The sequence below is a fragment of the Micromonospora echinospora genome, assembly GCF_014203425.1.
GTDB lineage: Bacteria > Actinomycetota > Actinomycetes > Mycobacteriales > Micromonosporaceae > Micromonospora > Micromonospora echinospora_A.
Window position 1 is genome coordinate 3,164,739 of record NZ_JACHJC010000001.1, and the last position, 24,638, is coordinate 3,189,376.

Annotated in this window: 23 protein-coding genes and 1 riboswitch; of the genes, 21 read left to right on the forward strand and 2 right to left on the reverse strand. The window is 74.1% G+C overall.

Translation table 11 applies throughout. The features are described 5' to 3' along the window. Nucleotides 1-2 precede the first annotated feature (2 nt). The 15 genes from FHU28_RS14955 to FHU28_RS15025 all read left to right on the forward strand — a co-directional run bounded on the left by FHU28_RS14955 (nt 3) and on the right by FHU28_RS15025 (nt 16,797). Nucleotides 3-1,016, forward strand: a complete 1,014-nt coding sequence (locus FHU28_RS14955; protein ID WP_184684638.1) for a quinone-dependent dihydroorotate dehydrogenase — start codon at nt 3-5, stop codon at nt 1,014-1,016. 149 nt (nt 1,017-1,165) lie between these two features. Then, complete coding sequence (locus FHU28_RS14960; protein WP_184684640.1) at nt 1,166-2,440, forward strand: adenosylmethionine--8-amino-7-oxononanoate transaminase; 1,275 nt, start codon at nt 1,166-1,168, stop codon at nt 2,438-2,440. Between the two features lie 87 nt (nt 2,441-2,527). Then, nucleotides 2,528-3,367, forward strand: a complete 840-nt coding sequence (pyrF, locus tag FHU28_RS14965; RefSeq protein WP_073827690.1) for an orotidine-5'-phosphate decarboxylase — start codon at nt 2,528-2,530, stop codon at nt 3,365-3,367. A gap of 175 nt (nt 3,368-3,542) precedes the next feature. After that, complete coding sequence (gene mihF, locus FHU28_RS14970) at nt 3,543-3,860, forward strand: integration host factor, actinobacterial type (protein ID WP_013285515.1); 318 nt, start codon at nt 3,543-3,545, stop codon at nt 3,858-3,860. Between the two features lie 25 nt (nt 3,861-3,885). Further along, nucleotides 3,886-4,437 (forward strand): nucleoside/nucleotide kinase family protein, encoded by a 552-nt coding sequence (locus FHU28_RS14975; RefSeq protein ID WP_184684642.1) that lies wholly within the window; start codon nt 3,886-3,888, stop codon nt 4,435-4,437. 3 nt (nt 4,438-4,440) lie between these two features. Beyond that, a complete protein-coding gene (gene rpoZ, locus FHU28_RS14980; protein WP_025617742.1) occupies nt 4,441-4,707 on the forward strand; it encodes a DNA-directed RNA polymerase subunit omega in 267 nt (88 codons plus the stop codon). 14 nt (nt 4,708-4,721) lie between these two features. Continuing rightward, entirely contained in the window at nt 4,722-5,930 is a 1,209-nt protein-coding gene (gene coaBC, locus FHU28_RS14985; protein ID WP_184684644.1) for a bifunctional phosphopantothenoylcysteine decarboxylase/phosphopantothenate--cysteine ligase CoaBC, read from the forward strand. An 82-nt stretch (nt 5,931-6,012) separates the two neighbouring features. Then, the gene (gene metK / locus FHU28_RS14990; RefSeq protein WP_184684646.1) at nt 6,013-7,218 is read left to right on the forward strand and encodes a methionine adenosyltransferase; all 1,206 of its coding nucleotides are present in this window, start codon (nt 6,013-6,015) and stop codon (nt 7,216-7,218) included. 59 nt (nt 7,219-7,277) lie between these two features. Continuing rightward, nucleotides 7,278-9,290 (forward strand): primosomal protein N', encoded by a 2,013-nt coding sequence (locus FHU28_RS14995; RefSeq protein ID WP_184684648.1) that lies wholly within the window; start codon nt 7,278-7,280, stop codon nt 9,288-9,290. 229 nt (nt 9,291-9,519) lie between these two features. Further along, nucleotides 9,520-10,500 carry an AAA family ATPase gene (locus tag FHU28_RS15000; RefSeq protein ID WP_184684650.1) on the forward strand — a complete coding sequence of 327 codons (981 nt, stop codon included), beginning with the start codon at nt 9,520-9,522 and terminating at the stop codon, nt 10,498-10,500. Between the two features lie 94 nt (nt 10,501-10,594). Continuing rightward, a complete protein-coding gene (locus FHU28_RS15005; protein WP_184684652.1) occupies nt 10,595-11,854 on the forward strand; it encodes a cytochrome P450 in 1,260 nt (419 codons plus the stop codon). A 42-nt stretch (nt 11,855-11,896) separates the two neighbouring features. Then, complete coding sequence (def, locus tag FHU28_RS15010; protein ID WP_184684653.1) at nt 11,897-12,457, forward strand: peptide deformylase; 561 nt, start codon at nt 11,897-11,899, stop codon at nt 12,455-12,457. Between the two features lie 5 nt (nt 12,458-12,462). Continuing rightward, complete coding sequence (gene fmt, locus FHU28_RS15015) at nt 12,463-13,389, forward strand: methionyl-tRNA formyltransferase (RefSeq protein WP_073827697.1); 927 nt, start codon at nt 12,463-12,465, stop codon at nt 13,387-13,389. Beyond that, nucleotides 13,386-14,891, forward strand: coding sequence for an RsmB/NOP family class I SAM-dependent RNA methyltransferase (locus FHU28_RS15020; RefSeq protein WP_184684654.1), 1,506 nt, complete (start codon nt 13,386-13,388; stop codon nt 14,889-14,891). Before fmt ends, FHU28_RS15020 begins: the two co-directional genes overlap by 4 nt. A gap of 157 nt (nt 14,892-15,048) precedes the next feature. Further along, entirely contained in the window at nt 15,049-16,797 is a 1,749-nt protein-coding gene (locus FHU28_RS15025) for a M28 family metallopeptidase (RefSeq protein ID WP_184684656.1), read from the forward strand. A 42-nt stretch (nt 16,798-16,839) separates the two neighbouring features. On the opposite strand, the gene FHU28_RS15030 is transcribed toward FHU28_RS15025, so the two are convergent. Together FHU28_RS15030 and FHU28_RS15035 are read right to left on the reverse strand one after the other, a co-directional pair. Next, on the reverse strand, nt 16,840-17,730 hold the full coding sequence (locus FHU28_RS15030) for a septum formation family protein (RefSeq protein ID WP_184684658.1): 891 nt from the start codon (nt 17,728-17,730) through the stop codon (nt 16,840-16,842). A gap of 69 nt (nt 17,731-17,799) precedes the next feature. After that, nucleotides 17,800-18,687: a septum formation family protein gene (locus FHU28_RS15035; protein WP_184684660.1), complete on the reverse strand. Its 888-nt coding sequence runs from the start codon at nt 18,685-18,687 to the stop codon at nt 17,800-17,802. Nucleotides 18,688-18,948: 261 nt separating this feature from the next. Here FHU28_RS15035 and rpe point away from each other — a divergent pair, with 261 nt between their 5' ends. The 6 genes from rpe (at nt 18,949) to FHU28_RS15065 (ending at nt 24,634) form a co-directional block, all read left to right on the forward strand. Continuing rightward, on the forward strand, nt 18,949-19,629 hold the full coding sequence (gene rpe, locus FHU28_RS15040; protein ID WP_184684662.1) for a ribulose-phosphate 3-epimerase: 681 nt from the start codon (nt 18,949-18,951) through the stop codon (nt 19,627-19,629). Nucleotide 19,630: 1 nt separating this feature from the next. After that, nucleotides 19,631-20,587 carry a response regulator gene (locus FHU28_RS15045; protein WP_073827702.1) on the forward strand — a complete coding sequence of 319 codons (957 nt, stop codon included), beginning with the start codon at nt 19,631-19,633 and terminating at the stop codon, nt 20,585-20,587. Between the two features lie 73 nt (nt 20,588-20,660). Then, nucleotides 20,661-20,833, forward strand: a riboswitch (FMN riboswitch). A gap of 169 nt (nt 20,834-21,002) precedes the next feature. Next, the gene (ribD, locus tag FHU28_RS15050) at nt 21,003-22,064 is read left to right on the forward strand and encodes a bifunctional diaminohydroxyphosphoribosylaminopyrimidine deaminase/5-amino-6-(5-phosphoribosylamino)uracil reductase RibD (protein ID WP_184684664.1); all 1,062 of its coding nucleotides are present in this window, start codon (nt 21,003-21,005) and stop codon (nt 22,062-22,064) included. A 1-nt stretch (nt 22,065) separates the two neighbouring features. After that, entirely contained in the window at nt 22,066-22,677 is a 612-nt protein-coding gene (locus FHU28_RS15055; protein ID WP_073827704.1) for a riboflavin synthase, read from the forward strand. Beyond that, nucleotides 22,677-23,372, forward strand: a complete 696-nt coding sequence (gene pnuC, locus FHU28_RS15060) for a nicotinamide riboside transporter PnuC (RefSeq protein WP_184689549.1) — start codon at nt 22,677-22,679, stop codon at nt 23,370-23,372. Before FHU28_RS15055 ends, pnuC begins: the two co-directional genes overlap by 1 nt. Continuing rightward, complete coding sequence (locus tag FHU28_RS15065; protein WP_184684666.1) at nt 23,369-24,634, forward strand: bifunctional 3,4-dihydroxy-2-butanone-4-phosphate synthase/GTP cyclohydrolase II; 1,266 nt, start codon at nt 23,369-23,371, stop codon at nt 24,632-24,634. The genes pnuC and FHU28_RS15065 overlap by 4 nt, the downstream gene beginning before the upstream one ends. Nucleotides 24,635-24,638: the final 4 nt, after the last annotated feature.

A 24,638-nucleotide genomic window follows, 5' to 3' on the forward strand; every position in this document is an offset into this window, starting at 1 on the left:
GCGTGATCTTCGAGAAGGTGGTGCGGCCCCGGCTGTTCTCGCTCGCGGGCGGGGACGCGGAGGGCGCGCACGAATGGACGCTTGAGCGGCTGGCGGCGGTGTCGCGGCGGCCGGCGCTCCTGGCGGCGCTGCGCGCGGCGTACTTCCGGTCCGCGCCGCGCACCGTGTTCGGGGTGCGGTTCCCCAACCCGGTCGGGCTGGCCGCCGGGATGGACAAGAACGGCGTCGCGTTACCGGCGTGGCCGGCGCTGGGCTTCGGCTTCGTCGAGGTCGGCACCGTGACCGCGCACGCCCAGCCGGGCAACCCCCGGCCCCGGCTGTTCCGGCTGCGCGACAGCGAAGCGGTGGTCAACCGGATGGGCTTCAACAACGCGGGCGCGGCGGCGCTCGCGGACCGGCTGGCGGCGCTGCCACGCCCGCTCGGCGTACCGCTCGGCATCTCGCTCGGCAAGTCCAAGGTGACCCCGTTGGATCAGGCCGTCGAGGACTACCTCGACTCCTACCGGGCGCTCAAGGGGCACGGTGACTACTTCGCCGTGAACGTGTCCTCACCGAACACCCCCGGGCTGCGGTCGCTTCAGGACCGGTCCCACCTGGACGCGCTGCTCGCCGCGCTGGTGGGGGAGAAGCCGGTGCTGGTGAAGATCGCCCCGGACCTCACCGAGCCGGCCGTGGCCGAGCTGCTGGAGGTCTGTCTCGACCGCGGCGCGGCCGGGGTCATCGCGACCAACACCACGCTCGCCCGTGACGGGCTGGCCCCGGCCGACCGGGCGCGGGGCGCGGAGGCGGGCGGCCTGTCCGGCCGGCCGCTCACCGTACGGGCCCGGGAGATGGTCGCCTTCGTGCACCGGGAGACCGGGGGACGGCTGCCGGTGATCGGCGTCGGCGGCATCCTCGACCCGGACGACGCCACCCGCATGTTCGACGCCGGCGCGTCCCTGGTCCAGCTCTACACCGGCTTCATCTACCGCGGCCCCGCCCTCACCCGAGCCATCACCCGAGCCACCCACCCCTGACCCACCCCGCCCCACCCCCACCCCACCAGTTGCACTTTCCGCCCCGGCATTCCACCCGTTCCGGGCGCGGCAGGGGCAGCAACCGCAAGATCGCGGGGGAGAGGGGGGCGGCGGTGGGGGTGGGGTGGGGTGGGGGACGAGGAGGAGTCATGACGCCTGAGGAGATCCTGGAAGCTGATCGGCGGCACGTGTGGCATCCGTACACCGCGATGCCGGCGGCCGGCTCGCCGTACGTGGTCGACAGCGCTGCGGGGGTGCGGCTGCGGCTGGCGGACGGGCGGGAGCTGGTCGACGGCATGTCGTCGTGGTGGGCGGCGATCCACGGCTACCGGCACCCGGTGCTCGACGCCGCGGTGACCGATCAGCTCGGGCGGATGAGCCACGTGATGTTCGGCGGGCTCACCCACGAGCCCGCGGTACGCCTGGCGCGCACGCTCGTCGAGCTGACCCCGGACGGCCTGGAACACGTCTTCCTGGCCGACTCCGGCTCGGTGAGCGTCGAGGTCGCGGTGAAGATGTGCCTGCAGTACCAGCGGGCGCTGGGACGCCCGCAGCGCCGAAGGCTGGGCACCTGGCGGGGCGGCTACCACGGCGACACGTTCCACCCGATGAGCGTCTGCGACCCGGAGGGCGGCATGCACCACCTCTGGGGCGACGTGCTGCCCCGGCAGGTTTTCGCGCCGGCGCCGCCGCCCGGCTTCGACGCGCCGCCGGACCCGGCGTACGAGGCGGCTCTGGTGGACGCGGTGGAGCGGCACGCCGACGAGCTGGCCGCGGTGATCGTCGAGCCCGTGGTCCAGGGCGCCGGGGGGATGCGGTTCCACCACCCGCACTATCTGCGGGTGCTGCGCGAGGTGACCCGCAGGCACGGCATCCTGCTGGTCTTCGACGAGATCGCCACCGGCTTCGGCCGGACCGGGAAGATGTTCGCCGCCGAGCACGCCGGGGTCGCCCCGGACGTGCTCTGCGTGGGCAAGGCGCTCACCGGCGGCTACCTGACGCTGGCCGCGGCGCTGTGCACGCCCGAGGTGGCGCGGGCGATCTCCGCCGACGGGGTGCTGGCGCACGGACCGACGTTCATGGGCAACCCGCTCGCCTGCGCGGTCGCCAACGCCTCCCTGGACCTGCTGCGGGCCGGGGACTGGGCCGGCCGGGTGGCGGGGATCGCCGAGGGCCTGCGGGCCGGCCTGGCGCCGTTGCGTGGCGCGCCCGGCGTGGCCGACGTACGCGTGCTCGGCGCGATCGGGGTGGTGCAGCTCGACCACGACGTGGACCTGCCGCGCGCCACGGCCGCAGCAGTGGCGCAGGGGGTGTGGCTGCGGCCGTTCCGGGATCTCGTCTACACCATGCCGCCGTACGTCTGCGACGCCGCGGACGTGGCCCGGATCGCGGCCGGGGTCGCCGCGGCTGTGAAGGCCGGCTGAGCCCGGCCGAGTTCGACAGGGCGCGACGGGGAGGCCGTCGCCGGACACGCCCAGGCGGCCCGGGGCCGCGGGGAGAGGAGAGACGCGATGGAGACGTTCGGCGCCAGACTGCACCGGGCCGTGGCGGACCGGGGACCGCTCTGCGTGGGGATCGACCCGCACCCCGGGCTGCTGGCCGACTGGGGGCTGCCCGACGACGTCGACGGACTCGACCGGTTCTGCCGCACGGTGGTGGAGGCGATCGGGGACCGGGTGGCGGTGGTCAAGCCGCAGTCGGCGTTCTTCGAGCGCTTCGGCTCGCGAGGGGTCGGGGTGCTTGAGTCAACTATCCGACAGTTACGAGATTTGGGAGCGCTCGTTCTGCTTGACGTGAAGCGCGGCGACATCGGATCGACGGTTGCCGCGTACGCCTCGGCGTACCTCGATCCATCCAGCCCGATGTATGTCGATGCGGTGACCGCGAGCCCCTACCTGGGAGTAGGTTCACTCGCGCCGATGTTCTCCACCGCCGCCGAGCACGGTGGCGGGGTCTTCGTCCTGGCCCTCACCTCGAACCCGGAGGGTGCCTCCGTGCAGCGGGCCGTCGGGGCCGACGGGCGCACCGTCGCGCAGACCGTGATCGACGAGATTTCCCAGCTCAACCGGGGTGCGGAGCCGCTCGGCAGCTTCGGTCTGGTGGTCGGCGCGACGGTCGGCGAGACCGGTCACGACCTCGGCTCGGTGAACGGTCCGCTGCTCGCGCCGGGCCTGGGCGCGCAGGGTGGCACGCCCGCCGGGTTGCGTACCGTCTTCGGCGCCGCGCTGCCGTCGGTGCTTCCGTCGTACTCCCGGGAGGTGCTCGGGGCGGGACCGGACCCGGCCGGTCTGCGCGCCGCCGCCGAGCGGGCGCTGGCCGAGTGCCGGACCGCCCTGAACGCCGTAGGCTGACTGACGGCTCGGTCACTTTCCGTTGATCATCGCGCGCCCACGTTGCCGAAATCTCCGTTGACCGCTAGTTTTCCCCGCGCTGGGAACCACGGACCCCTTTGGTTGCCAGCGACACCACGTTTCACAGATGCGGTGGGGCACTCCGCCCGCCGTACTAGGGACCTGAGGAGAACTGGTGCCGCTCCCGTCACTGACCCCCGAACAGCGCGCTGCCGCGCTGGAGAAGGCCGCGGAGATCCGCAAGGCCCGCGCTGAGCTGAAGGAGCAGCTCAAGCAGGGCAAGACCACCCTCGCCACCGTCCTCGAGCGGGCCGAGTCCGACGACGTCGTGGGCAAGCTGAAGGTTTCGGCCGTGCTCCAGGCGATGCCGGGCATCGGCAAGATCCGGGCCACCCAGATCATGGAGAAGCTCAAGATCGCGGACAGCCGTCGCCTGCGCGGCCTCGGCGAGCAGCAGCGCAAGGCTCTGCTCGGAGAGTTCGCCGCGAACTGAACGGCCCGCCGTGTAGAAACAAGCGGTGAGCACGGATGACGAGGCGCGCTCGGCGGCTCGGCTCACTGTCCTGTCCGGTCCCTCCGGGGCCGGCCGGAGCAGTGTGGTCGAGGCGGTCCGGGCGCGCCTTGCGTCTGTCTGGGTGCCGGTGGTCGCCACCACCCGGCCGCCGCGCCCGGACGAGCGGGACGGCGTGGACCGCGTCTTCCTCGACCCGGCCGGCTTCGACCGCCTGATCGCCGCGGGCGAGCTGCTGGAGTGGTGCCGCATCGGCCCGTACCGCCGGGGGGTGCCCCGCGCGCCGGTGCGGGCCCGGCTCGCCGGCGGATCTCCGGTGCTGCTGCCGCTGGACCTGGCCGGCGCGCTGACGGTCCGGGCGGTGGAGCCGGACGCCCGGCTGGTGCTGCTCGCGCCGCCGGCGTACCGGGCCGACCCGGAGGTCGCGGCGGCCTTCGCCCACGCCGTGGCGCACGACCGCACCGAGCGCGCCGCGGTGGAACTGGTAGGATTGCTCGGTTCGTCCTTCCTGGCTCCGGCCCGACCGCCCGCGGGCGGCGCACGAGACGCAGAGGTTTAATTCGTGGGATCCATCGCCACCAACCCCGAGGGCATCACCAACCCGCCGATCGACGAGCTGCTCGAGAAGACCACCTCGAAGTACGCGCTGGTCATCTTCGCCGCCAAGCGCGCCCGTCAGGTCAACGCCTACTACAGCCAGCTCGGTGAGGGCCTGCTGGAGTACGTCGGCCCGCTGGTGGAGACCACTCCCCAGGAGAAGCCGCTCTCCATCGCCATGCGTGAGATCAACTCGGGCCTGCTCACCGCTGAGCCGACCGACCAGCCGTAACCGCGCCCGCGCCGATGCCCGCCGAGATCGTCCTCGGGGTCGGCGGCGGCATCGCCGCCTACAAGGCGTGTGAGCTGCTCCGGCTCTTCACCGAGTCGGGTCACCGGGTCCGGGTGGTGCCGACCGCCTCGGCGCTCCGCTTCGTCGGGGCGCCGACCTGGGCGGCCCTGTCCGGCCAGCCGGTGGCCGACGACGTCTGGTCCGATGTGCACGAGGTCCCGCACGTGCGGCTCGGGCAGCACGCCGACCTGGTCGTGGTCGCCCCGGCCACCGCTGACCTGATCGCCAAGGCCGCCCACGGCCTCGCCGACGACCTGCTCACGAACACGCTGCTGACCGCTCGCTGCCCGGTGCTGCTGGCGCCGGCCATGCACACCGAGATGTGGGAGCACCCGGCGACGGTGGCGAACGTGGCCACGCTGCGCTCGCGCGGCGTCCGGGTGATCGAGCCGGCCGTGGGCCGGCTCACCGGGCGGGACACCGGCAAGGGCCGGCTGCCCGACCCGGCGGAGATCTTCGCGGTCGCCCGCCGGGCCCTGGCGCGCGGCGCCGGCGCCGAGGCCGACCTGGCGGGCCGGCACGTCGTGGTCACCGCCGGCGGCACCCGGGAGCCGCTGGACCCGGTCCGGTTCCTGGGCAACCGGTCGTCCGGCAAGCAGGGGTACGCGTTCGCCCGCGCCGCCGTCGCCCGGGGCGCCCGGGTCACGCTGGTCGCGGCGAACGTGGCGCTGCCCGACCCGGCCGGGGTGGACCTGGTCCGGGTGGGCACCACCGAGGAGCTGCGCACGGCGACGCTGGCGGCCGCCGCCGACGCGGACGCCGTGGTGATGGCCGCCGCGCCCGCCGACTTCCGGCCGGCCAGCTACGCCACCGGGAAGATCAAGAAGTCCGACGACGGTGTCGCGCCGACCATCGAGCTGGTCACCAACCCGGACATCGCCGCCGAGCTGGGGCGCGTCCGCCGCGCCGGGCAGGTGTTGGTGATCTTCGCCGCGGAGACCGACGACGCGGAGGCCAACGGCCGGGCCAAGCTGGCCCGCAAGGGGGCTGACATGATCGTCGTCAACGAGGTCGGCGTGGACAAGGTCTTCGGCGCCGACACCAACGCGGCCACCGTGATCGCCGCCGACGGCGCCGTTCACCGGCTGGCCGAGCAGCCCAAGGAGGCCCTGGCCGACGCCGTCTGGGACCTCGTGTGTCCGCGGCTGCCGTCACGTTCCTGACGGTTGGTCGGCCCGCTATCAGGGGGTCACGGCGGAACGGGGATGGCTAAACTGCCGCCGAGCGACCTTTAAAAGTCTTCACATGCTTAGGAGTGCCGTGACACGTCTCTTCACGTCCGAATCGGTCACGGAGGGCCACCCGGACAAGATCGCCGACCAGATCAGTGACGGCATTCTCGACGCGCTGCTCGCCCAGGACCCGCACAGCCGGGTCGCGGTGGAGACGTTGATCACCACCGGCCAGGTGCACGTGGCCGGCGAGGTGACCACGAAGGCGTACGCCGACATCCCGACCATCGTCCGGGAGACCATCCTCGGCATCGGGTACGACTCGTCGAAGAAGGGCTTCGACGGCGCCTCCTGCGGCGTCAGCGTGTCCATCGGCGCCCAGTCGCCGGACATCGCCCAGGGCGTCGACAACGCCTTCGAGCTGCGTACCGGCGGGTCGGAGAGCGCGCTGGACGCGCAGGGCGCCGGTGACCAGGGCATGATGTTCGGCTTCGCCTGCTCCGAGACGCCCGAGCTGATGCCGCTGCCGATCGCGCTGGCGCACCGGCTGGCGCGCCGGCTCGCCACGGTCCGCAAGGACGGCACCATCCCCTACCTGCGGCCGGACGGCAAGACCCAGGTCACCATCGAGTACGACGGGCTGCGCCCGGTCCGGCTCGACACCGTTGTCGTGTCCAGCCAGCACGCGGCCGACATCTCGCTGGAGTCGCTGCTCACCCCGGACATCCGGGACCACGTCATCAACCCGGAGCTGGAGGGCCTCGGCCTGGAGACCGAGGGCTACCGGCTGCTGGTCAACCCGACCGGGCGCTTCGAAATCGGCGGCCCGATGGGTGACGCCGGCCTGACCGGCCGGAAGATCATCGTGGACACCTACGGCGGGTACGCGCGCCACGGCGGCGGCGCGTTCTCCGGCAAGGACCCGTCGAAGGTGGACCGCTCGGCCGCGTACGCGATGCGCTGGGTGGCCAAGAACGTGGTCGCCGCCGGGCTGGCCGAGCGGTGCGAGGCCCAGGTCGCGTACGCGATCGGCAAGGCCCACCCGGTGAGCCTGTTCATCGAGACGTTCGGCACCGAGACCGTGCCGGTGGCCTCGATCGAGAAGGCCGTCACCGAGGTGTTCGACCTGCGCCCGGCCGCCATCATCCGGGACCTGCACCTGCTCCGCCCGATCTACCAGCAGACCGCCGCGTACGGCCACTTCGGCCGGGAGCTGCCGGACCTGACCTGGGAGGGCACCGACCGGGCCGCCGACCTCAAGTCGGCCGCGGGAGCCTGACCGCCGCCACGCGCCGCGACCGGCGACCCGCGCAGGGGTCGCCGGTCGCGCGCGTCTGCGTGGACGTGCCCCTGCCGCACCTGGACCGCCCGTTCGACTACCTGGTGCCGGCGGCGCTCGACGCCGAGGCACAGCCGGGGGTACGGGTGAAGGTGCGCTTCGCCGGGCAGCTCGTCGACGGCTGGCTGCTGGAGCGCGCCGAGTCCTCCGAGCACCCGAAGCTGGCGTACCTGGAGAAGGTCGTCTCGCCGGTGCCGGTGCTCTCTCCGGAGGTGGCCCGGCTGGCCCGCGCGGTCGCCGACCGGTACGCGGGCAGCCTCGCCGACGTGCTCCGGCTGGCCGTGCCGCCCCGGCACGCCCGCGCCGAGAAGGCCGTCACCGCCGAGGCGCCGTCCGCCGACGCCCCCGCACCCTCCGACGCTCCCGCACCCGACGGCAGCTCCGCACCCGACGGCAGCTCCGCCCCCGCGCCGTCCACCGACGCCCTCGCGCCCGCCGACGCGGCCGCCCGGGCGGAGGTGGATCCGCGCGGCTGGCGGGACTACCCGGCCGGGCCGGCGCTGCTGCGGGCGCTCACCGACGGCAGGCCCGCGCGCGCGGTGTGGTCGGCGCTGCCGGGGGAGGACTGGGCCGACAGGTACGCCGACGCGGTGGCCGCCACGGTGGCCGGCGGCCGGGGCGCCGTGGTCGTGGTGGCCGACGCCCGTGACCTGGACCGGCTCGACGCCGCCCTGACCGCCGTGCTCGGCGCGGGGCGGCACGTGCGGCTCACCGCCGCCGACGGCCCGGCCCGCCGCTACCGGGCCTTCCTGGCCGCCCGGCGCGGCGACGTGGCAGTGGTGATCGGCACCCGCGCGGCCATGTTCGCCCCGGTGGATCGGCTCGGCCTGGTGGCGATCTGGGACGACGGCGACGATCTGCACGCCGAGCCCCGTGCGCCCTACCCGCACGCCCGGGACGTGCTGCTCACCCGGGCGCACCTCGGCGACGCCGCCGCCCTGGTCGGCGGGTACGCCCGCAGCGCCGAGGCGCAACTGCTGGTGGAGACGTCCTGGGCCCGGGAGGTGGTGGCCGACCGGGCGGTGGTGCGCGCGCGTACCCCGGCCCTGGCGCCCACCGGCGACGACCCGCAACTCGCACGCGATCCCGGCGCGGCCTCGGCGCGGCTGCCGAGCCTGGCCTGGACCAGCGCCCGGGACGCGCTGCGCGCGGACCTGCCGGTGCTGGTGCAGGTGCCGCGCCGGGGTTACGTGCCGTCGGTGGCCTGCGCGGACTGTCGGGCCCCGGCCCGCTGCCCGCACTGCGCCGGGCCGCTCGCGCTGCCCTCGGCGCAGGGCACGCCCGCCTGCCGCTGGTGCGGCCGGGTGACCGCCGCGTACGCCTGCCCGGAGTGCGGTGGGCGGCGGCTGCGCGCCTCGGTCACCGGCGCCCGGCGGACGGCCGAGGAGCTGGGCCGGGCGTTCCCGGGCGTGCCGGTGCGCACCTCGGGGCGGGAGGAGGTGCTCGCCACGGTGCCGGGCGGGGCGGGGCTGGTGATCGCGACGCCGGGCGCCGAGCCGGTGGCCGACGGCGGCTACGGCGCGGTGCTGCTGCTCGACTCGTGGGCGCTGCTGACCCGGGCCGACCTGCGGGCCGGTGAGGAGGCGCTGCGGCGGTGGATGGCCGCCGCCGCGCTGGCCCGCCCGGGCCCGGCCGGTGGCCGGGTGGTGGTGGTCGCCGACGGCGCGCTCGCGCCGGTGCAGGCGCTGCTGCGCTGGGACTCGGCCTGGTTCGCCGCCCGCGAACTGGCCGAGCGGCGCGAGCTGGGCTTCCCCCCGGCGGTCCGGATGGCGAGCGTCACCGGCACCGCCGAGGCGGTGGCCGACCTGCTGGCGGGCGCCCGGCTGCCGGGCGACGCCGAGGTGCTCGGCCCGGTGCCGGCCGACGAGGGCCGGGAGCGGATGCTCGTGCGGGTGCCGCGGTCCCGGGCCGCCGCGCTGGCCGATGCGCTGCACGCCGCCGCCGGGCAGCGCAGCGCCCGAAAGGCCGCCGATCCGGTACGCCTGCAGGTCGATCCGCTCGTCCTGTTCTGACCGCCGGCAGCCGCGTGACCCTGCGCACGCGGCCCCTCGCGCACGGTCGTGAGCTGGGGTTTGCCGCACACCTGGTCCGGCAATTGGGTAGCGGGCGGTGATAGCATCGCCCGTCATGCCAGGCGCGTGGTTTTCCCCGTGCGGGACGCGGCGCGGCGGGTGCCAGAGCACGTCGGGCCGACACGGATTCGATGTCGTCAGTCAGCCGGTGAGCAGGGGTGGACCAGTCGTGACCGTTCGTCAGTCGATCGTCTTCAACGGTGACCTCGGCAGTGGCAAGAGCACCGTCTCGGTCGAGATCGCCAAGCGGCTGGGGCTGCGCCGGGTCAGCGTCGGCGACCTCTACCGCCAGATGGCCCAGGAGCGGCAGATGACCGCCCTGCAGCTCAACCTGCACGCCGAGCTGGACCAGGCCGTCGACGGCTACGTCGACCAGCTTCAGCGCGACATCGCCGCCTCCGGCGAGTCGCTGGTCATGGACTCCCGCCTGGCCTGGCACTTCTTCACCGACGCGCTCAAGGTGCACATGATCACCGAGCCGACCGAGGCGGCCCGGCGCGTGCTGGCCCGCCCGTCCGGCCCGGCTGAGAGCTACACCTCGCTGGAGGAGGCGCGGGCCAAGCTGCGCGAGCGCAGCGAGAGCGAGCGTGGCCGGTTCATCGTCCGCTACGGCGTCGACAAGGCCCGCCTGCGCAACTACGACCTGATCTGCGACACCACCCGGGCCAACCCGGAACAGGTCATCCAGCACGTGATCGACGTCTACGAGGGCCGGCTCGGCGCGGACGTGCTGCGCGCCGGTCAGCCGTTGCTGCTGCTCGATCCGACCCGGGTCTACCCCACCGAGGACGTGTCGGCGCTGCGGGGCCTCTGGGACGCCGACCTCGCCGCCGAGCTGGCCGAGAGCGGCGAGGAGCCGGAGCCGTTGAGCATCGGCTACACCGGCGAGTACTTCTTCGTCGTCGACGGGCACCGGCGGCTCAGCGCGGCGGTGCGCGCCGGCCTGCCGATGGTCGCCGCCCGGCTGGTCGCCGAGGTGGACGAGCCGGTGGTCGGCGGGATGAGCGCGGTCGAGTTCTTCACCGCCCAGACCCGGCCGGGGCTGATCCACGACTGGGAGGACGCCCACGGCATCGCGCTGCCGCTGCCCGAGCACGCGCTGCTCGACGGCGGCCCGGTGCTGGCCGGGGAGCCGGGCGCGGGCGCCTGAGGGCCGGGGACACCGCCACCTCGCCGTGACGGGTTGATCACGGTCGGGCGGCACGGAGCATGATGAGGGTCTCCGACGCCTGGGGAGGCGGACCGTGGATCCTGCCGACGCGCTCGCACTGCTGATGTCCCCCGAGGGTCGTGTCGACCCCTACCCGACGTACGAGCGGCTGCGCGCCCACGGCCCGGTGGTCCAGGCCGGCCCGGTCTTCTTCGTGGTCACCGGGTACGCCGAGGCCGACGCGATCCTGCGCGACGCCCGGTTCGGGGTGATGGACGACGCGCTGCGCGACCAGTTCCTGCCCGGCTGGCGGGAGAGCCCGGCGATCCTGTCGATCTCCCGGTCGATGCTGCGCACCAACCCGCCCGACCACAGCCGGATGCGCCGGCTGGCCGCCGGCGCGTTCACCCCGCGCCGGATCGCCGCCATGCGCGACGTGGTGCAGGCGCAGGCCGACGAGCTGATCGACGCGATGCTCGCCGCCGAAGGGCCGGTCGACTTCATGGCCGCGTTCGCGTACCCCCTGCCGGTCGGGGTGATCTGCGCGCTGCTCGGCGTGCCGGCGGCGGACCGGCCGTTGTTCCGGCGCTGGGCCACCGACCTGACCGGCGTGCTCGAACCGGAGATCACCGAAGAGGAGCTGGCCGTCGCCGACCGGGGCGCGAGCGAGTTGCGCGCCTACTTCACCGAGCTGGTGGCGGCCCGCCGCCGGGCGCCGGCCGACGACCTGACCACCGCGCTGGTGCAGGCGCACGACGGCGGTGACCGGCTCTCCGGCGACGAGTTGCTGGCCAACCTCATCGTGCTGCTGGTGGCCGGCTTCGAGACCACCACCAACCTGCTCGGCAACGGCCTGGTGGCGCTGCTGGAGCACCCGCGCGCGGCGGCGCTGGCCGAGCACCCGGAGTTCGCCCCCGGCTACGTCGACGAGCTGCTGCGCTACGACTCGCCGGTGCAGCTCACGTCCCGGATGAGCACCACGCCGGCCCGGTACGGCGACGTCGACCTGCCACCGGAGAGCTGGGTGATCGTGATGCTCGGCGCGGCGAACCGTGACCCGCGCCGCTATCCGGACCCGGGCCGCTTCGACCCGTGGCGTCCGCAGGTGCACCCGCTGTCCTTCGGCGCGGGGCCGCACTACTGCCTCGGCGCGGCGCTGGCCCGGCTGGAGGCGCAGGTGGCGTTCCCGCTGCTGCTGCGCCGGCTGCCCGGGCTCGCCGTGGCGGGCCGGCCCGAGCGGCGCGTCCGGCTCACGCTGCGTGGTCACGCCACGCTGCCGGTGCGCGTCGGGCGGGAGGCGTCCCCGGTCACCGTTCCCGGTACGCCGCCCGGGGCGGCCGGGCCGACTCCGTAGACTGGACGCGCATCGTTCGACCCACACAAGGAGCCACGCCGAGTGACCGTCCAGCCCATCCGTCTGTTCGGCGATCCGGTGCTGCGCACGCCGGCCGACCCGGTCGTCGACTTCGACGCCGAGCTGCGCAAGCTGATCGCCGACCTGACCGACACGATGCGCGAGCAGAGCGGCGCCGGCCTCGCCGCGCCGCAGCTCGGGGTGGGCCTGCGGGTGTTCACCTTCGACGTCGACGACGTCCTCGGCCACCTGGTCAACCCGGTGCTGGAGTTCCCCGACGAGGAGGAACAGGACGGCCCGGAGGGCTGCCTGTCCATCCCCGGGCTCTACTTCGACACCAAGCGCCGGCAGAACGTGATCGCCAAGGGCTTCAACGGCTACGGCGACCCGTTGCAGATCGTCGGCACCGGCCTGATGGCCCGCTGCGTGCAGCACGAGACCGACCACCTCGACGGCGTGCTCTTCGTCGACCGGCTCGACGCGGCCGGCCGCAAGGAGGCCATGAAGGCGATCCGCCAGGCCGAGTGGTACGACCAGGGCGCCCCGCCCACTGTCAAGCTCAGCCCGCACGCCGCCGGCAACCCGTTCGGCCTGGGGCGGTGACCCGGATGCGCCTGGTCTTCGCCGGCACGCCGGCGGTCGCCGTACCGGCCCTGGACGCGATCGCCGCCTCCGGGCACGAGCTGCTCGCCGTCGTCACCCGTCCCGACGCCCCGGCCGGTCGTGGCCGGGGACTGGTCCGCTCGCCGGTCGGCGCGTGGGCCGACGCGCACGGCGTCGAGGTGCTCACCCCGGCCCGCCCGCGCGAGCCGGAGTTCCTCGACCGGCTGCGCGAGCTGGCGCCGGACTGCGTACCGGTGGTCGCCTACGGCGCGCTGGTGCCGCCGGTGGCGCTGGAGATCCCCGCGCACGGCTGGATCAACCTGCACTTCTCGCTGCTGCCCGCCTGGCGGGGCGCCGCGCCCGTGCAGCACGCGGTGCTGCACGGCGACGCGCTCACCGGGGCCAGCGTCTTCGAGCTGGAGGAAGGGCTGGACACCGGCCCGGTCTACGGCACGGTCACCGACGAGATCCGCCCCGCCGACACCTCCGGCGACCTGCTGGAGCGGCTCGCGCACTCCGGCGCCGGGCTGCTGGTGGCGGTGCTCGACGCGATCGGCGCCGGCACCGCCCGCGCCGTGCCGCAGCCCGCCGACGGCGTCTCGCTCGCCCCGAAGCTGACGGTGGAGGACGCCCGGGTCCGCTGGGGCGACCCCGCGTTCGCGGTGGACCGGCGCATCCGCGCCTGCACGCCCGCGCCCGGCCCCTGGACCACGTTCCGCGACGACCGGGTCAAGCTCGGCCCGGTCACCCCCGTGGCCGACGGCCCGGAGCTGAAGCCCGGGGAGCTGCACGTGGCGAAGTCCGGTGTGCTCGTCGGCACCGCCACCACGCCGGTGCGCCTCGGCGAGGTGCGCGCCGCCGGCAAGAAGGCCATGCCCGCCGGAGACTGGGCGCGCGGCGCCCGGGTCACCGCCGGCGAGGTGTTCGCGTGACGGGGCCGTCGCGCCCGGACCGGCCCGCCGAGGGGGACCGTCCCCGCGGGTACGCGCGTGAGCGCGGCGACCGGCCCGGGGCGGACCGGCGTGGCGGTGACCGGTTCGGCGGCGACCGGCGGGGTCCGCGCCGTCCGGCCCGTCCGGCCGTGGACCTGCCCCGGCAGGTCGCGTACGAGGCGATCGCGGCGGTGCACCGCGACGACGCGTACGCCAACCTGGTGCTCCCGGCGATGCTGCGCGAGGCCGGGCTGAGCGGCCGGGACGCCGCGTTCGCCACCGAGCTGACATACGGCACGCTGCGGCACACCGGCACGCTCGACGCGATCGTCACCGACGCGGCCGGGCGGGACGTGCAGCGCATCGACCCGCCGGTGCGTGACGCGCTGCGGCTCGGGGCGTACCAGATCCTGCACACCCGGGTGCCCGCGCACGCCGCGGTGTCGTCCACTGTCGACCTGGTCCGGTCCGTCGGGCCGGGCGCCACCGGGTTCGCCAACGCGGTGCTGCGGGAGATCACCAGCCGGGACGCGGACGCCTGGGTGGCAAAGCTCGCCCCGGCCGAGGAGACCGACCCGGTCGGGCACCTTTCGCTGGCGTACAGCCATCCGCAGTGGATCGTGCGGTCGTTCGCCGAGGCGCTCGGCGGCGACATGGGGGAGACGGCCCGGCTGCTCATCGAGGACAACGAGCGCCCGCCGGTGCACCTGTGCGCCCGGCCGGGCCTGGTCGATCCGGTGGCGCTGGCCGACGAGGTGGGCGGCGCGCCCGGCGCGTTCTCGCCGTACGCGGTCTACCTGCCCGGCGGCGCGCCGGGTGACCTGCGGGCGGTGGCCGACGGCCGCGCGCACGTGCAGGACGAGGGGTCCCAGCTCGTGGCGGACGCGCTGGCGGCGGCCCCGCTGGACGGCCCGGACGGCCGCTGGCTGGATCTGTGCGCCGGTCCGGGCGGCAAGTCCGGCCTGCTCGGCGCGCTGGCCGCGACCCGGGGCGCGCGGCTCACAGCGGTCGAGGTGGCCGAGCACCGGGCGCGGCTGGTGGAGCAGGCCACCCGCGGGCTGCCGGTGACGGTGCTGCACACCGACGGGCGCGACGTGGGCAGCGACCCGAAGCTGCCGGAGGGGCACTTCGACCGGGTCCTGGTCGACGCGCCGTGCACCGGGCTGGGCGCGCTGCGCCGCCGGCCGGAGGCGCGCTGGCGCCGCCAGCCGTCGGACCTGCCGCCGCTGACCCGGTTGCAGCGTGAGCTGCTCACCGCCGCGTTGCGGGCGGCCCGGCCCGGCGGCCTGGTTGCGTACGTGACGTGCTCGCCGCACGTGGTGGAGACCCACGTGACGGTGACCGAGGCGGCCCGGCGCTGCGGCTTCGCCGTCGACTTCGTCGACGCGCGGCCGATGCTGCCGGCCGGCATGCCGGGTCTGGGCGACGGCCCCACGGTGCAGCTCTGGCCGCACCGCCACGGCACCGACGCCATGTTCCTGGCGCTCCTGCGCAGGAACTGACCCGCCGCCGAGGCAAGGGGAGGGGCGCGGGCGGCATCCCTGTGGGGGGAGGGGGTCGGTGGGATGTGACAGCCCGTTGACTGTGCGATCGATACATGTAACTGTTCCGATCACCGGTCCCGGCACCCCGCCCGCCGAACCCCCACGAGGAGTCTCCATGAGACGCAGAACGCCGACCACGAGCCTCGCGCTCGCCCTCGTCGCCACCCTGACGACGGCGAGCCTGGCCGGCACCGCCTCCGCCGCTCCCGCGCCGGCCGCCGCCCCCGCCCCGGCCGTCGCCGCGCTCGCCGCCCCCGACGTCTCCCTGAGCAACATCCAGGCCCACCTCACCCAGTTCAACTCCATCGCCACCAGCAACGGCGGCAACCGGCGCGCCGGCTCGGCCGGCTACACCGCGTCGGTCAACTACGTGAAGGGCAAGCTCCAGGCGGCCGGCTACACGGTCACCGAGCAGAACTGCTCCACCTGCACCTACCCGGGCAACAACCTGATCGCCGAGTGGCCGCAGGGCCCGTCGGACCAGGTCGTCATGTTCGGCGCGCACCTGGACGGCGTGGCCGCCGGGCCGGGCATCAACGACAACGCCTCCGGCTCGTCGGCGCTGCTGGAGAACGCGCTGGTGCTGGCCGCGCAGAACCCGACCATGACCAAGCGGGTCCGGTTCGCCTGGTGGAACGGCGAGGAGCAGGGCCTGCAGGGCTCCAAGCACTACGTCAACCAGCTCAGCTCCACCCAGCGGGGCTACATCAAGGGCTACTACAACTTCGACATGGTCGGCTCGCTCAACGGCGGCTACTTCATCAACCGGATCACCTCGGCCACCGCCGCGCCGCTGAAGGCGTACTGGGACTCGTTCGGCATCTCGCCGGAGGAGAACACCGAGGGCCAGGGCCGCTCCGACGACTACTCGTTCGCCAACGCCGGCATCCAGACCTCCGGCTACGCGGCGGGCGCCAGCTACACCAAGACCTCGGCGCAGGCCAGCAAGTGGGGCGGCACCGCGGGCGCGGCGTACGACGGCTGCTACCACCGTTCCTGCGACAACACCAGCAACATCAACACGACAATCCTCAACCGGGCCGCGGACGGCGTGGCGTACACGATCTGGGCGCTCGCGGTCGGCGGCGGCACCCCGGCCAACGACTTCTCCGTCTCGGTGAGCCCCACCTCCGGCAGCGTCGCCCGGGGCGGCTCCACCACCGCCACCGTCAGCACCGCCACCACCTCCGGGAGCGCGCAGACCGTGGCGCTGTCCGCCAGCGGCACCCCGAGCGGCGTCTCGGTGAGCTTCAGCCCGTCCTCGGTCACCTCGGGCGGCTCGTCCACGATGACCGTCACCGCCTCGTCGTCGGCCACCACCGGCACGTTCACGCTCACCGTGACCGGCACCGGCTCGGCCACCCGCACCGCCACCTACACGATCACCGTGAGCGGCGGGAGCGGCGGCTGCACCGGCGGGCAGCTCATCGGCAACAGCAGCTTCGAGTCCGGCACCACGCCGTGGACGGCCAGCTCCGGCGTGATCACCAACAGCTCCAGCCAGGCGGCCCGCACCGGGTCGTACAAGGCGTGGATGAACGGGTACGGCTCCTCGCGTACCGACACGCTGTCGCAGTCGGTCACGCTGCCGGCCGGGTGCAGCAGCTACACGTTCTCGTTCTGGCTGCACATCGACACGGCCGAGACGACCAGCTCGACCGCGTACGACAAGCTGACCGTGCAGGTCGGCTCGACCACGCTTGCCACGTACTCCAACCTGAACAAGGCCACCGGCTACACCCAGCGCACCTTCAACCTGGCCGCGTACGCCGGGCAGACTGTCACGCTGAAGTGGACCGGGGTCGAGGACTCCTCGCTGCAGACCAGCTTCGTCGTGGACGACGTGACGCTGCAGGTCGGCTGAGCGGACACGGGCGGGGTGGGCGAACGCCGCCCCGCCCGTGGCTCAGGTGATCGGCAGCGCCTTGGCGCCCGCGCCCTTCACCGAGCGGGTCAGCGCCCGCTCGGAGACCCAGAGAAAGCACTGCACGCCCCGGTCACCGTCGCGCCACTGCTCCTCGTACGGGTGGTAGATGATGGTGCCGGCCCGGTACTGCATGTTGCCGTCGTTGGGCAGCTTCGCGTACTTGGCGATGAGCCCGCGGCACGCCTTGTGCGTGCGCAGCGGCGTGCGCTCGAACTCGGCGTAGCTGATGTCCGGCGCCTGGTAGACGCCGACGAACTCGGCGTGGTGCTTCGCGGTGCAGGACACCGGCCGCATCGCCTGCACGTCGTTCTTGCTCATCTTCGGGTTGAAGCAGCCCAGCGTCAGCTTCGAGCCGGGCTTCAGGGCGCCCCGCAGGCTGCCGGTGCGCTCGGCCACGTCGCCCTGGTCCAGGTCGGTCACTTCGGCGACGTCGCAGCGGTACCAGCGGGCCCCGCCGGACCAGGCCAGCGCGGAGGGGAAGACCACGGACAGCCGCAGCCGTCCGGAGCGCCAGTCCCCGCCGAGGGCCCGGGTGACCTGCCGGGCGCAGTCGCCGTGCGCGACGCGCATCCCGGCCGAACCGGCCCGCGGCGGAGCGGAACGTTCCGCCTCCGGGCCGCTCATCGTGCCGACGTGCAGCGTCTCGGCGCGGTGCGTGGCGGCACAGTCGACCGGCTGGTAGCCGCTGAGGTAGCCGACATCGGCGACGGTGGGGTGACAGGCGCCGCTCTGCGGTACGAAGCCGACCGGCGCGGCGATCGCGGGCCAGTCGTCGGTCAGGTCGCGGTCCACCCCGGCCGGCGCGGCGCAGCCGCCGAGCGCCAGCGCCGCCACCGTTCCCACGGTGACCGCCACCCACCAACGCCGCATCGCGACCGACCTCCCCCGCGCGTCCGGAGCCGACCGGTACGCCTCGGCGGTGCAGCATACGGCAGTCGATCAGGTCACCGGGAGTCCCTCGGGACCGGCGCCGCGTACCGAGCGGTTGAGCTTGCGGTCGTCGCTCCACAGGAAACAGCGCACTCCCCGGTCGCCCTCCTCCCACTCCCGTTGCGAGGGCGGGTAGAAGATGGACCCGGCCCGGTACGGAAGCTCCGCGTTGTCCGGCACGTCGGCGAACGCGGCGATCAGCGTCATGCAGCGCCGGTGCGTGGCGGGCGCGCCCCGGGTGAACTCCGTCCAGCTCATGTCGCGTTCCTCGTACACGCCGACGAACTCCGCGCGGTGCTGTTCGGTGCAGAGCACCGGGGCCATGTAGTTGAGGTTCTGGCCGATCAGCTTCGGGTCGAAGCACCTGTGCACGAGCGGGTTGTCGCCGACCAGCGCGCCGCGCAGGCTGCCCACCCGGTTGACCGGGCGGGTGTTGTCGATGCTGTCGGTCTCGGCCAGGTCGCAGCGGAACCAGCGCGCGCCGGCGCCCCAGGCGGCGACGGTCGGCAGCGCGATGTTCAGCGTGAGCCGGGCGGCGTGCCAGTCCCCGCCGATCATCTCGCGGGCCCGCTGGTCGCACTCGGCGCGCGCGGTCCGCAGCGCCGGGGTGCCCGGCTCCGGGCGGGCGCCGAGCGCGGCCGGCCCGGTGAACGTGCCGACGTGCACCGTCTCGGCCAGGTGGCTGCCCGCGCAGTCGACCGTCTCGTACGTGGCGGCGGCCACCACTGTGGTGAGGCGGGGCAGGCACGCGTCGGTGGCCGGGACGAACAGTCGTGGCGCCGGCAGCGCCGCCCAGTCGTCGATCAGATCCCCGTCGGCCCGGTGCGCCTGCACACAGCCGGCGAGCACCGCCGTCGCGGCGCCGGCCAGCGCGAGCACGTGGAGCCACCGTCGCATCGTCCGCCCCTTCCGGGAGAGATGACAGCTGGTCGCCACAGGCCCGACCGGCGTCCCCCGCGCCCGGGCGTGCAGCATACGTGACCGTCCCTGTAGGAGTTTCGTCATCTTTCAATCGATCGGCCAGTCACCGACGACTATTCGTGCCGAATTTTGCTCCGGACGGCCGGATGATGCACCGGGGGTGACGGAAGGATCACCACTTGTCGTTCCGGGAGCCGTGCCGCGACCTCCGGATCACCGCGTTCGTACACTGGCCCGGTGACCGTACCGCCGCCGATCGTCGCGCCGAGCATCCTGGCCGCCGATTTCGCCCGCCTCGCCGACGAGGTCCGTGCCGTGGAGTCCGCCGCCGACTGGCTGCACGTCGACGTCATGGACAACCACTTCGTGCCCAACCTGACCATCGGGCTGCCGGTGGTGCAGAGCCTGCGCGCCGTGACCGAGATCCCGTTCGACGTGCACCTCATGATCACCGATCCGCGCCGCTGGGCGCCCGGGTACGCCGACGCCGGGGCGTACAACGTCACGTTCCACGCCGAGGCGTGCGACGACCCGGTGGCGCTCGCGAAGGATCTGCGCTCGGCCGGGGCGAAGGCGGGCCTGGCGATCGACCGGGACACCCCGATCGAGCCGTACCTGGAGCTGCTGCCGAGCTTCGACACGCTGCTGATCATGACGATCAAGGCCGGTTTCGGCGGCCAGCGTTTCCTGCCGCAGTTGCTCGACAAGGTGCGCGCCGCCCGCCGGCACGTCGACAGCGGCCACCTGGAGCTGCGTATCGAGGTCGACGGCGGCATCGCCGCGGACACCATCGAGCAGGCCGCCGCGGCCGGCGCCGACGCGTTCGTCGCCGGCACCGCCGTGTACGGCGCCGACGATCCCGCGGAGGCGGTACGCCGCCTGCGGGGCCTGGCGGAACGTGCGATGACCGGGGCCTGAGGTGGACGCGGCCGACGAGCGACCCGACGTCATCCTGGTCGTCGACGACGACGAGGACATCGCCCGCTTCGTCGAGTTCAACCTGCGCCTGCACGGTTTCGAGGTGCTGCACGCCAGCGACGGCCAGGAGGCGCTGGAGATCATCGAGCGGCAGCGGCCCGACCTCGCGGTGGTGGACCTGATGATGCCGCGCGTCGACGGCCTGGAGCTGACCCGGCGGCTGCGCGCCGACCCGATGACCTCCGCGCTGCCGGTGATCATGCTGACCGCCAAGGGGATGACCCAGGACAAGGTCAACGGACTGAGCGTCGGCGCCGACGACTACCTGGTCAAGCCGTTCGACACGCTGGAGCTGGTGGCCCGGGTCAACTCCACGCTGCGGCGCAACAAGGAGTTCCGGGAGGTCTCGCCGCTGACCGGCCTGCCCGGCAACAGCCGCATCCGGCGGGAGATCAGCGACCGGGTCCGCAACGGCGTCGACTACGCCGTCGGCTACATCGACATCGACCGGTTCAAGAGCGTCAACGACAGGTACGGCTTCGTGCGCGGCGACGAGTTCATCTCGGCGCTGGCCCGCAGCCTGCACCGGGCGGTGGTGTCGATCGGGCTGCCACCGGCCTTCCTGGGGCACGTCGGCGGCGACGACTTCGTCATCGTCTGCACCCCCAGCCAGGTGCGGCCCCTGACCAGCCGGGCCGTCGTCGACTTCGAGAAGGCCGCGGACGCCCTCTACGACGCCACCGACCGGGAACGCGGCTTCGTCGAGCTGAAGGACCGGCGCGGCAACATCCGCCGCGCCGCGCTGGTGACGCTCTCCATCGGCGTGTCGCTGTCCGATTCCGGCAAGCGCTTCACCGACCCGCTGGAGGCCATCGCGGTGGCCTCGGAGATGAAGACGGTGGCCAAGAGCCAGCCCGGGTCGTACGTGGCGGTGGACCGCCGCCGCGGCGTCACCTGAGCGCGCCTGTGAGGTAGCTCGCCTCTGTGGCGCGCACCCGGGCGGAACGTGTAAGACTTCCCGTGTACCCACCACGCGCTGGCGGGGCTCGGTGAAATTCCGAACCGGCGGTGATCCACGGTCCGACCGTGGTAAGCCCGCGACCCGGACGGCTTCGGCCGGACGGTGGACCTGGTGAGAATCCGGGGCCGACGGTTGGGGTGCGGCTCGTCCGCCCCCAGACAGTCCGGATGGGAGACAGCGCGCGGAACGGGGGAGGCCCCTGCCGGCCGCTGAGCACCCTCAGCCGCCGCGTGGGCTCCCCGGGGTCGGCGTCGCCGTCCCCGGGTTCTCCGCCGCCGCGTGTCCGCGGCTTTCGTGGCCGTTCCTCCCTGACCCGCCCGCGCGCGACCGGCGAGCGGGAGGACAGGCGGCCATGGCGAGCGTCTCCGTCGACGAGGCGATGCGTCGTGCCATCGAACTGGCCGTGCGCGGCCTCGGCGCCACGAGCCCCAACCCGGTCGTCGGCTGCGTGCTGCTCGACGCCGACGGCGAGGTCGTCGGCGAGGGTTTTCACGCGTACGCCGGCGGCCCGCACGCCGAGATCGTCGCGCTGGCCCAGGCCGGCACCCGCGCCCGCGGTGGCACCGCTGTCGTCACGCTCGAACCCTGCGACCACACCGGCCGCACCGGCCCCTGCAGCCACGCGCTCATCGCCGCCGGGGTGGCCCGCGTCGTGGTCGCCGTGCCCGACCCCAACCCGGTCGCCTCCGGCGGCGCGGCCACGCTGCGCGCCGCCGGGGTCCAGGTGACCCTCGGGGTACGCGCCCGGGAGGCCGAGGCCGGCAACGTCGCCTGGCTCACCTCGATGCGCCGCGGCTGGCCGTACCTGATCTGGAAGTACGCGGCCACGCTCGACGGGCGCTCCGCCGCCGCCGACGGGACCAGCATGTGGATCACCTCCGAGGCGGCCCGGATGGACGTGCACGCGCTGCGCGGCACCGTCGACGCGGTGCTCGCCGGGGTGGGCACCGTGCTCGCCGACGATCCCCGTCTCACCGCCCGCAACCTGCGCGACGGCACCATGGCCATCCGGCAGCCGCTGCGGGTCGTGGTGGACAGCTCGGGGCGTACCCCGGCCGACGCCCGGGTCCGCGACGGCGCCGCCCGCACGTGGGTGGCCACGGCCGCGGAGGTCGGCGCCGGGCCGGACGGCCGGGTCGATCTGGCGGCGCTGCTCGCGGAGCTGCACCACCGGGGCGTGCGGGCCGCGCTGCTGGAGGGCGGCCCCACGCTGGCCGGCGCGTTCCTCGCCGCCGGCCTGGTCGACCGGATCGTCGGGTACGTCGCGCCGAAGCTGCTCGGCGCCGGCCCGACCGCGCTGCGCGACGCCGGCGTGAGCACCATCGCCGACGCCATCGACCTGGAGATCACCGACGTTACGCGGGTCGGTCCCGACCTGCGGATCACCGCGCTGCCCCGGAAGAGGGAGGCCTGACATGTTCACCGGCATCGTCGAGGAGCTGGGCGAGATCGTCCGGAGCACCGAGACCGGCGACGACTCCGCCCTGGTCGCGATCCGCGGCCCGCTCGTCACCTCGGACGCCCGGCACGGCGACTCCATCGCGGTGAACGGCGTCTGCCTCACAGTGGTCGACGTCGACGGCGGTGTGTTCACCGCCGACGTGATGGGCGAGACGCTGCGCCGCACCGCGCTCGGGGCGCTGCGCCCCGGCGACCCGGTCAACCTGGAACGCGCCGCCGCGCTCAACAGCCGGCTCGGCGGGCACCTGGTGCAGGGCCACGTCGACGGCGTCGGCGAGGTCGTCGCCCGGGAGCCGGCCGCGCAGTGGGAGACCGTCCGGTTCCGCCTGCCCGCCGGCCTGGCCCGGTACGTGGTGGAGAAGGGCTCGATCACCGTCGACGGCGTGTCGCTGACCGTGGCGGAGGCCGGCGACGACTGGTTCTCCGTCGGGCTGATCCCCACCACGCTGAAGCTCACCGTGCTCGGCACGAAGCAGGTCGGCGACCCGGTCAACCTGGAGGTCGACGTGCTGGCCAAGTACGTCGAACGGCTGCTCGGCGACCGCGGCGCGGGGAGCGTGCGGTGATGGGCCCGCTCGGCTGGCTGCTCGACACCCAGGTGCACGTGGCCGGTTCGCCGGTGCTGGTCCGGGAGATCGTCGGCAACGGCTTCGGGCTCGCCTCGGCGCTGCTCGGGCTGCGCCGGGTGGTCTGGGCCTGGCCGGTCGGCATGATCGGCAACGCGCTGCTGCTCACCGTTTTCCTCGGCGGCGTCTTCGTCACCCCGCAGGCGCACGACCTCTACGGCCAGGCCGGCCGGCAGGTCTTCTTCTTCACCATCAGCGTGTACGGCTGGTGGCGCTGGTCACGCAACCGGCGCGCCGGTGACGGGGACGAGCCGGCCGTGGTGCCGCGCTGGGCCACCTGGCCGGAACGGCTCGGCCTGCTCGTCGCCGCCGTCGTCGGCACCGCCGCCGCGTACCCGGTGCTGGCCGCGCTGGGCTCGTGGGGCCCGCTGCCGGACGCCTGGATCCTGGTCGGCAGCCTGCTCGCCACCTACGGCATGGCCCGCGGGTGGGTCGAGTTCTGGCTGATCTGGATCGCCGTCGACGCGGTCGGCGTGCCGCTGCTGCTGCGTGGCGGCTTCTACCCGTCGGCCGCCATGTACCTGGTCTACGGCGCGTTCTGCGCCGCCGGCCTGTACAGCTGGTGGCGCACCTCCCGGGCCGTCGCGACCGCGCCCGCCCCGATCCCGGCGACGTACTCGGAGGCAGTGGCATGACCACTTTCGGTTCGATCGAGCAGGCGGTGGCGGACATCGCCGCCGGGCGTCCCGTGGTCGTGGTCGACGACGAGGACCGCGAGAACGAGGGCGACCTGATCTTCGCGGCCGAGCTGGCCACGCCGGAGCTGGTCGCGTTCATGGTCCGCTACACCTCCGGCTACATCTGCGTGCCGCTGACCGAGGACGAGTGCGACCGGCTGGACCTGCCGCCGATGCACCACACCAACCAGGACCGGCGCGGCACCGCGTACACGGTGACGGTGGACGCCCGGGAGGGCGTCAGCACCGGCATCTCCGCCGCCGACCGGTCGCACACCATCCGGCTGCTCGCCGATGCCGCCACCGGCCCGACCGACCTGGCCCGGCCCGGTCACGTGGTGCCGCTGCGCGCCCGCGCCGGCGGGGTGCTGCGCCGCCCCGGGCACACCGAGGCCGCGGTGGACCTGACCCGGCTGGCCGGGCTGCGCCCGGCCGGGGTGCTCTGCGAGCTGGTGAACGACGACGGCACCATGATGCGCCTGCCGGACCTGGAGAAGTTCTGCGCCGAGCACGGCCTGACGCTGGTCACCATCGCGGACCTGATCGCCTACCGGCGGCGCACCGAGAAGCAGGTCGAGCTGGCCGCCGAGGCCCGGATGCCCACCCCGTACGGCGTGTTCCGGGCGCTCGGCTACCGCGCCGAGCACGACCCGGCCGAGCACGTCGCGCTGGTCATGGGCGACCTCGGCGACGGGCGGGACGTGCTGGTGCGGGTGCACTCGGAGTGCCTCACCGGCGACGTGTTCGGCTCGCTGCGCTGCGACTGCGGTCCGCAGTTGCAGGCCGCGCTGGCCCGGGTCGCGCAGGAGGGCCGCGGCGTGGTCCTCTACGTGCGCGGTCACGAGGGCCGCGGCATCGGCCTGCTGCACAAGCTGCAGGCGTACCAGCTCCAGGACCAGGGCCGCGACACCGTGGACGCGAACCTCGACCTCGGGCTGCCGGCCGACGCCCGCGACTACGGCACCGGCGCGCAGATCCTCTACGACCTCGGTGTCCGCTCGATGCGGCTGCTGACCAACAACCCGGCCAAGCGGGCCGGGCTCGAGGGGTACGGCCTCACCGTGACCGGCCGGGAAGGGCTGCCCGTGCGGTCCAACCCGGAGAACGTGCGCTACCTGCGCACCAAGCGGGACCGGATGGGTCACCTGCTGGACGGACTGGACGAGGTGACCGAGGCGCCGATGGGCCGCCCGGTCGCCGGTGACGAGATCGGAGCGTAGGGCG

Bases quoted from the DNA above. Each gene is read 5' to 3' on its own strand.
- FHU28_RS15055 (WP_073827704.1), top strand. From the start codon at position 22,066: ATGTTCACCGGCATCGTCGAGGAGCTGGGCGAGATCGTCCGGAGCACC.
- coaBC (WP_184684644.1), top strand. From the start codon at position 4,722: ATGCCCGCCGAGATCGTCCTCGGGGTCGGCGGCGGCATCGCCGCCTAC.
- pnuC (WP_184689549.1), top strand. From the start codon at position 22,677: ATGGGCCCGCTCGGCTGGCTGCTCGACACCCAGGTGCACGTGGCCGGT.
- FHU28_RS15065 (WP_184684666.1), top strand. From the start codon at position 23,369: ATGACCACTTTCGGTTCGATCGAGCAGGCGGTGGCGGACATCGCCGCC.
- fmt (WP_073827697.1), top strand. From the start codon at position 12,463: ATGCGCCTGGTCTTCGCCGGCACGCCGGCGGTCGCCGTACCGGCCCTG.
- metK (WP_184684646.1), top strand. From the start codon at position 6,013: ATGCTTAGGAGTGCCGTGACACGTCTCTTCACGTCCGAATCGGTCACG.
- ribD (WP_184684664.1), top strand. From the start codon at position 21,003: ATGGCGAGCGTCTCCGTCGACGAGGCGATGCGTCGTGCCATCGAACTG.
- FHU28_RS14960 (WP_184684640.1), top strand. From the start codon at position 1,166: ATGACGCCTGAGGAGATCCTGGAAGCTGATCGGCGGCACGTGTGGCAT.
- FHU28_RS15025 (WP_184684656.1), top strand. From the start codon at position 15,049: ATGAGACGCAGAACGCCGACCACGAGCCTCGCGCTCGCCCTCGTCGCC.
- pyrF (WP_073827690.1), top strand. From the start codon at position 2,528: ATGGAGACGTTCGGCGCCAGACTGCACCGGGCCGTGGCGGACCGGGGA.
- FHU28_RS15035 (WP_184684660.1), bottom strand. From the start codon at position 18,687: ATGCGACGGTGGCTCCACGTGCTCGCGCTGGCCGGCGCCGCGACGGCG.
- FHU28_RS15030 (WP_184684658.1), bottom strand. From the start codon at position 17,730: ATGCGGCGTTGGTGGGTGGCGGTCACCGTGGGAACGGTGGCGGCGCTG.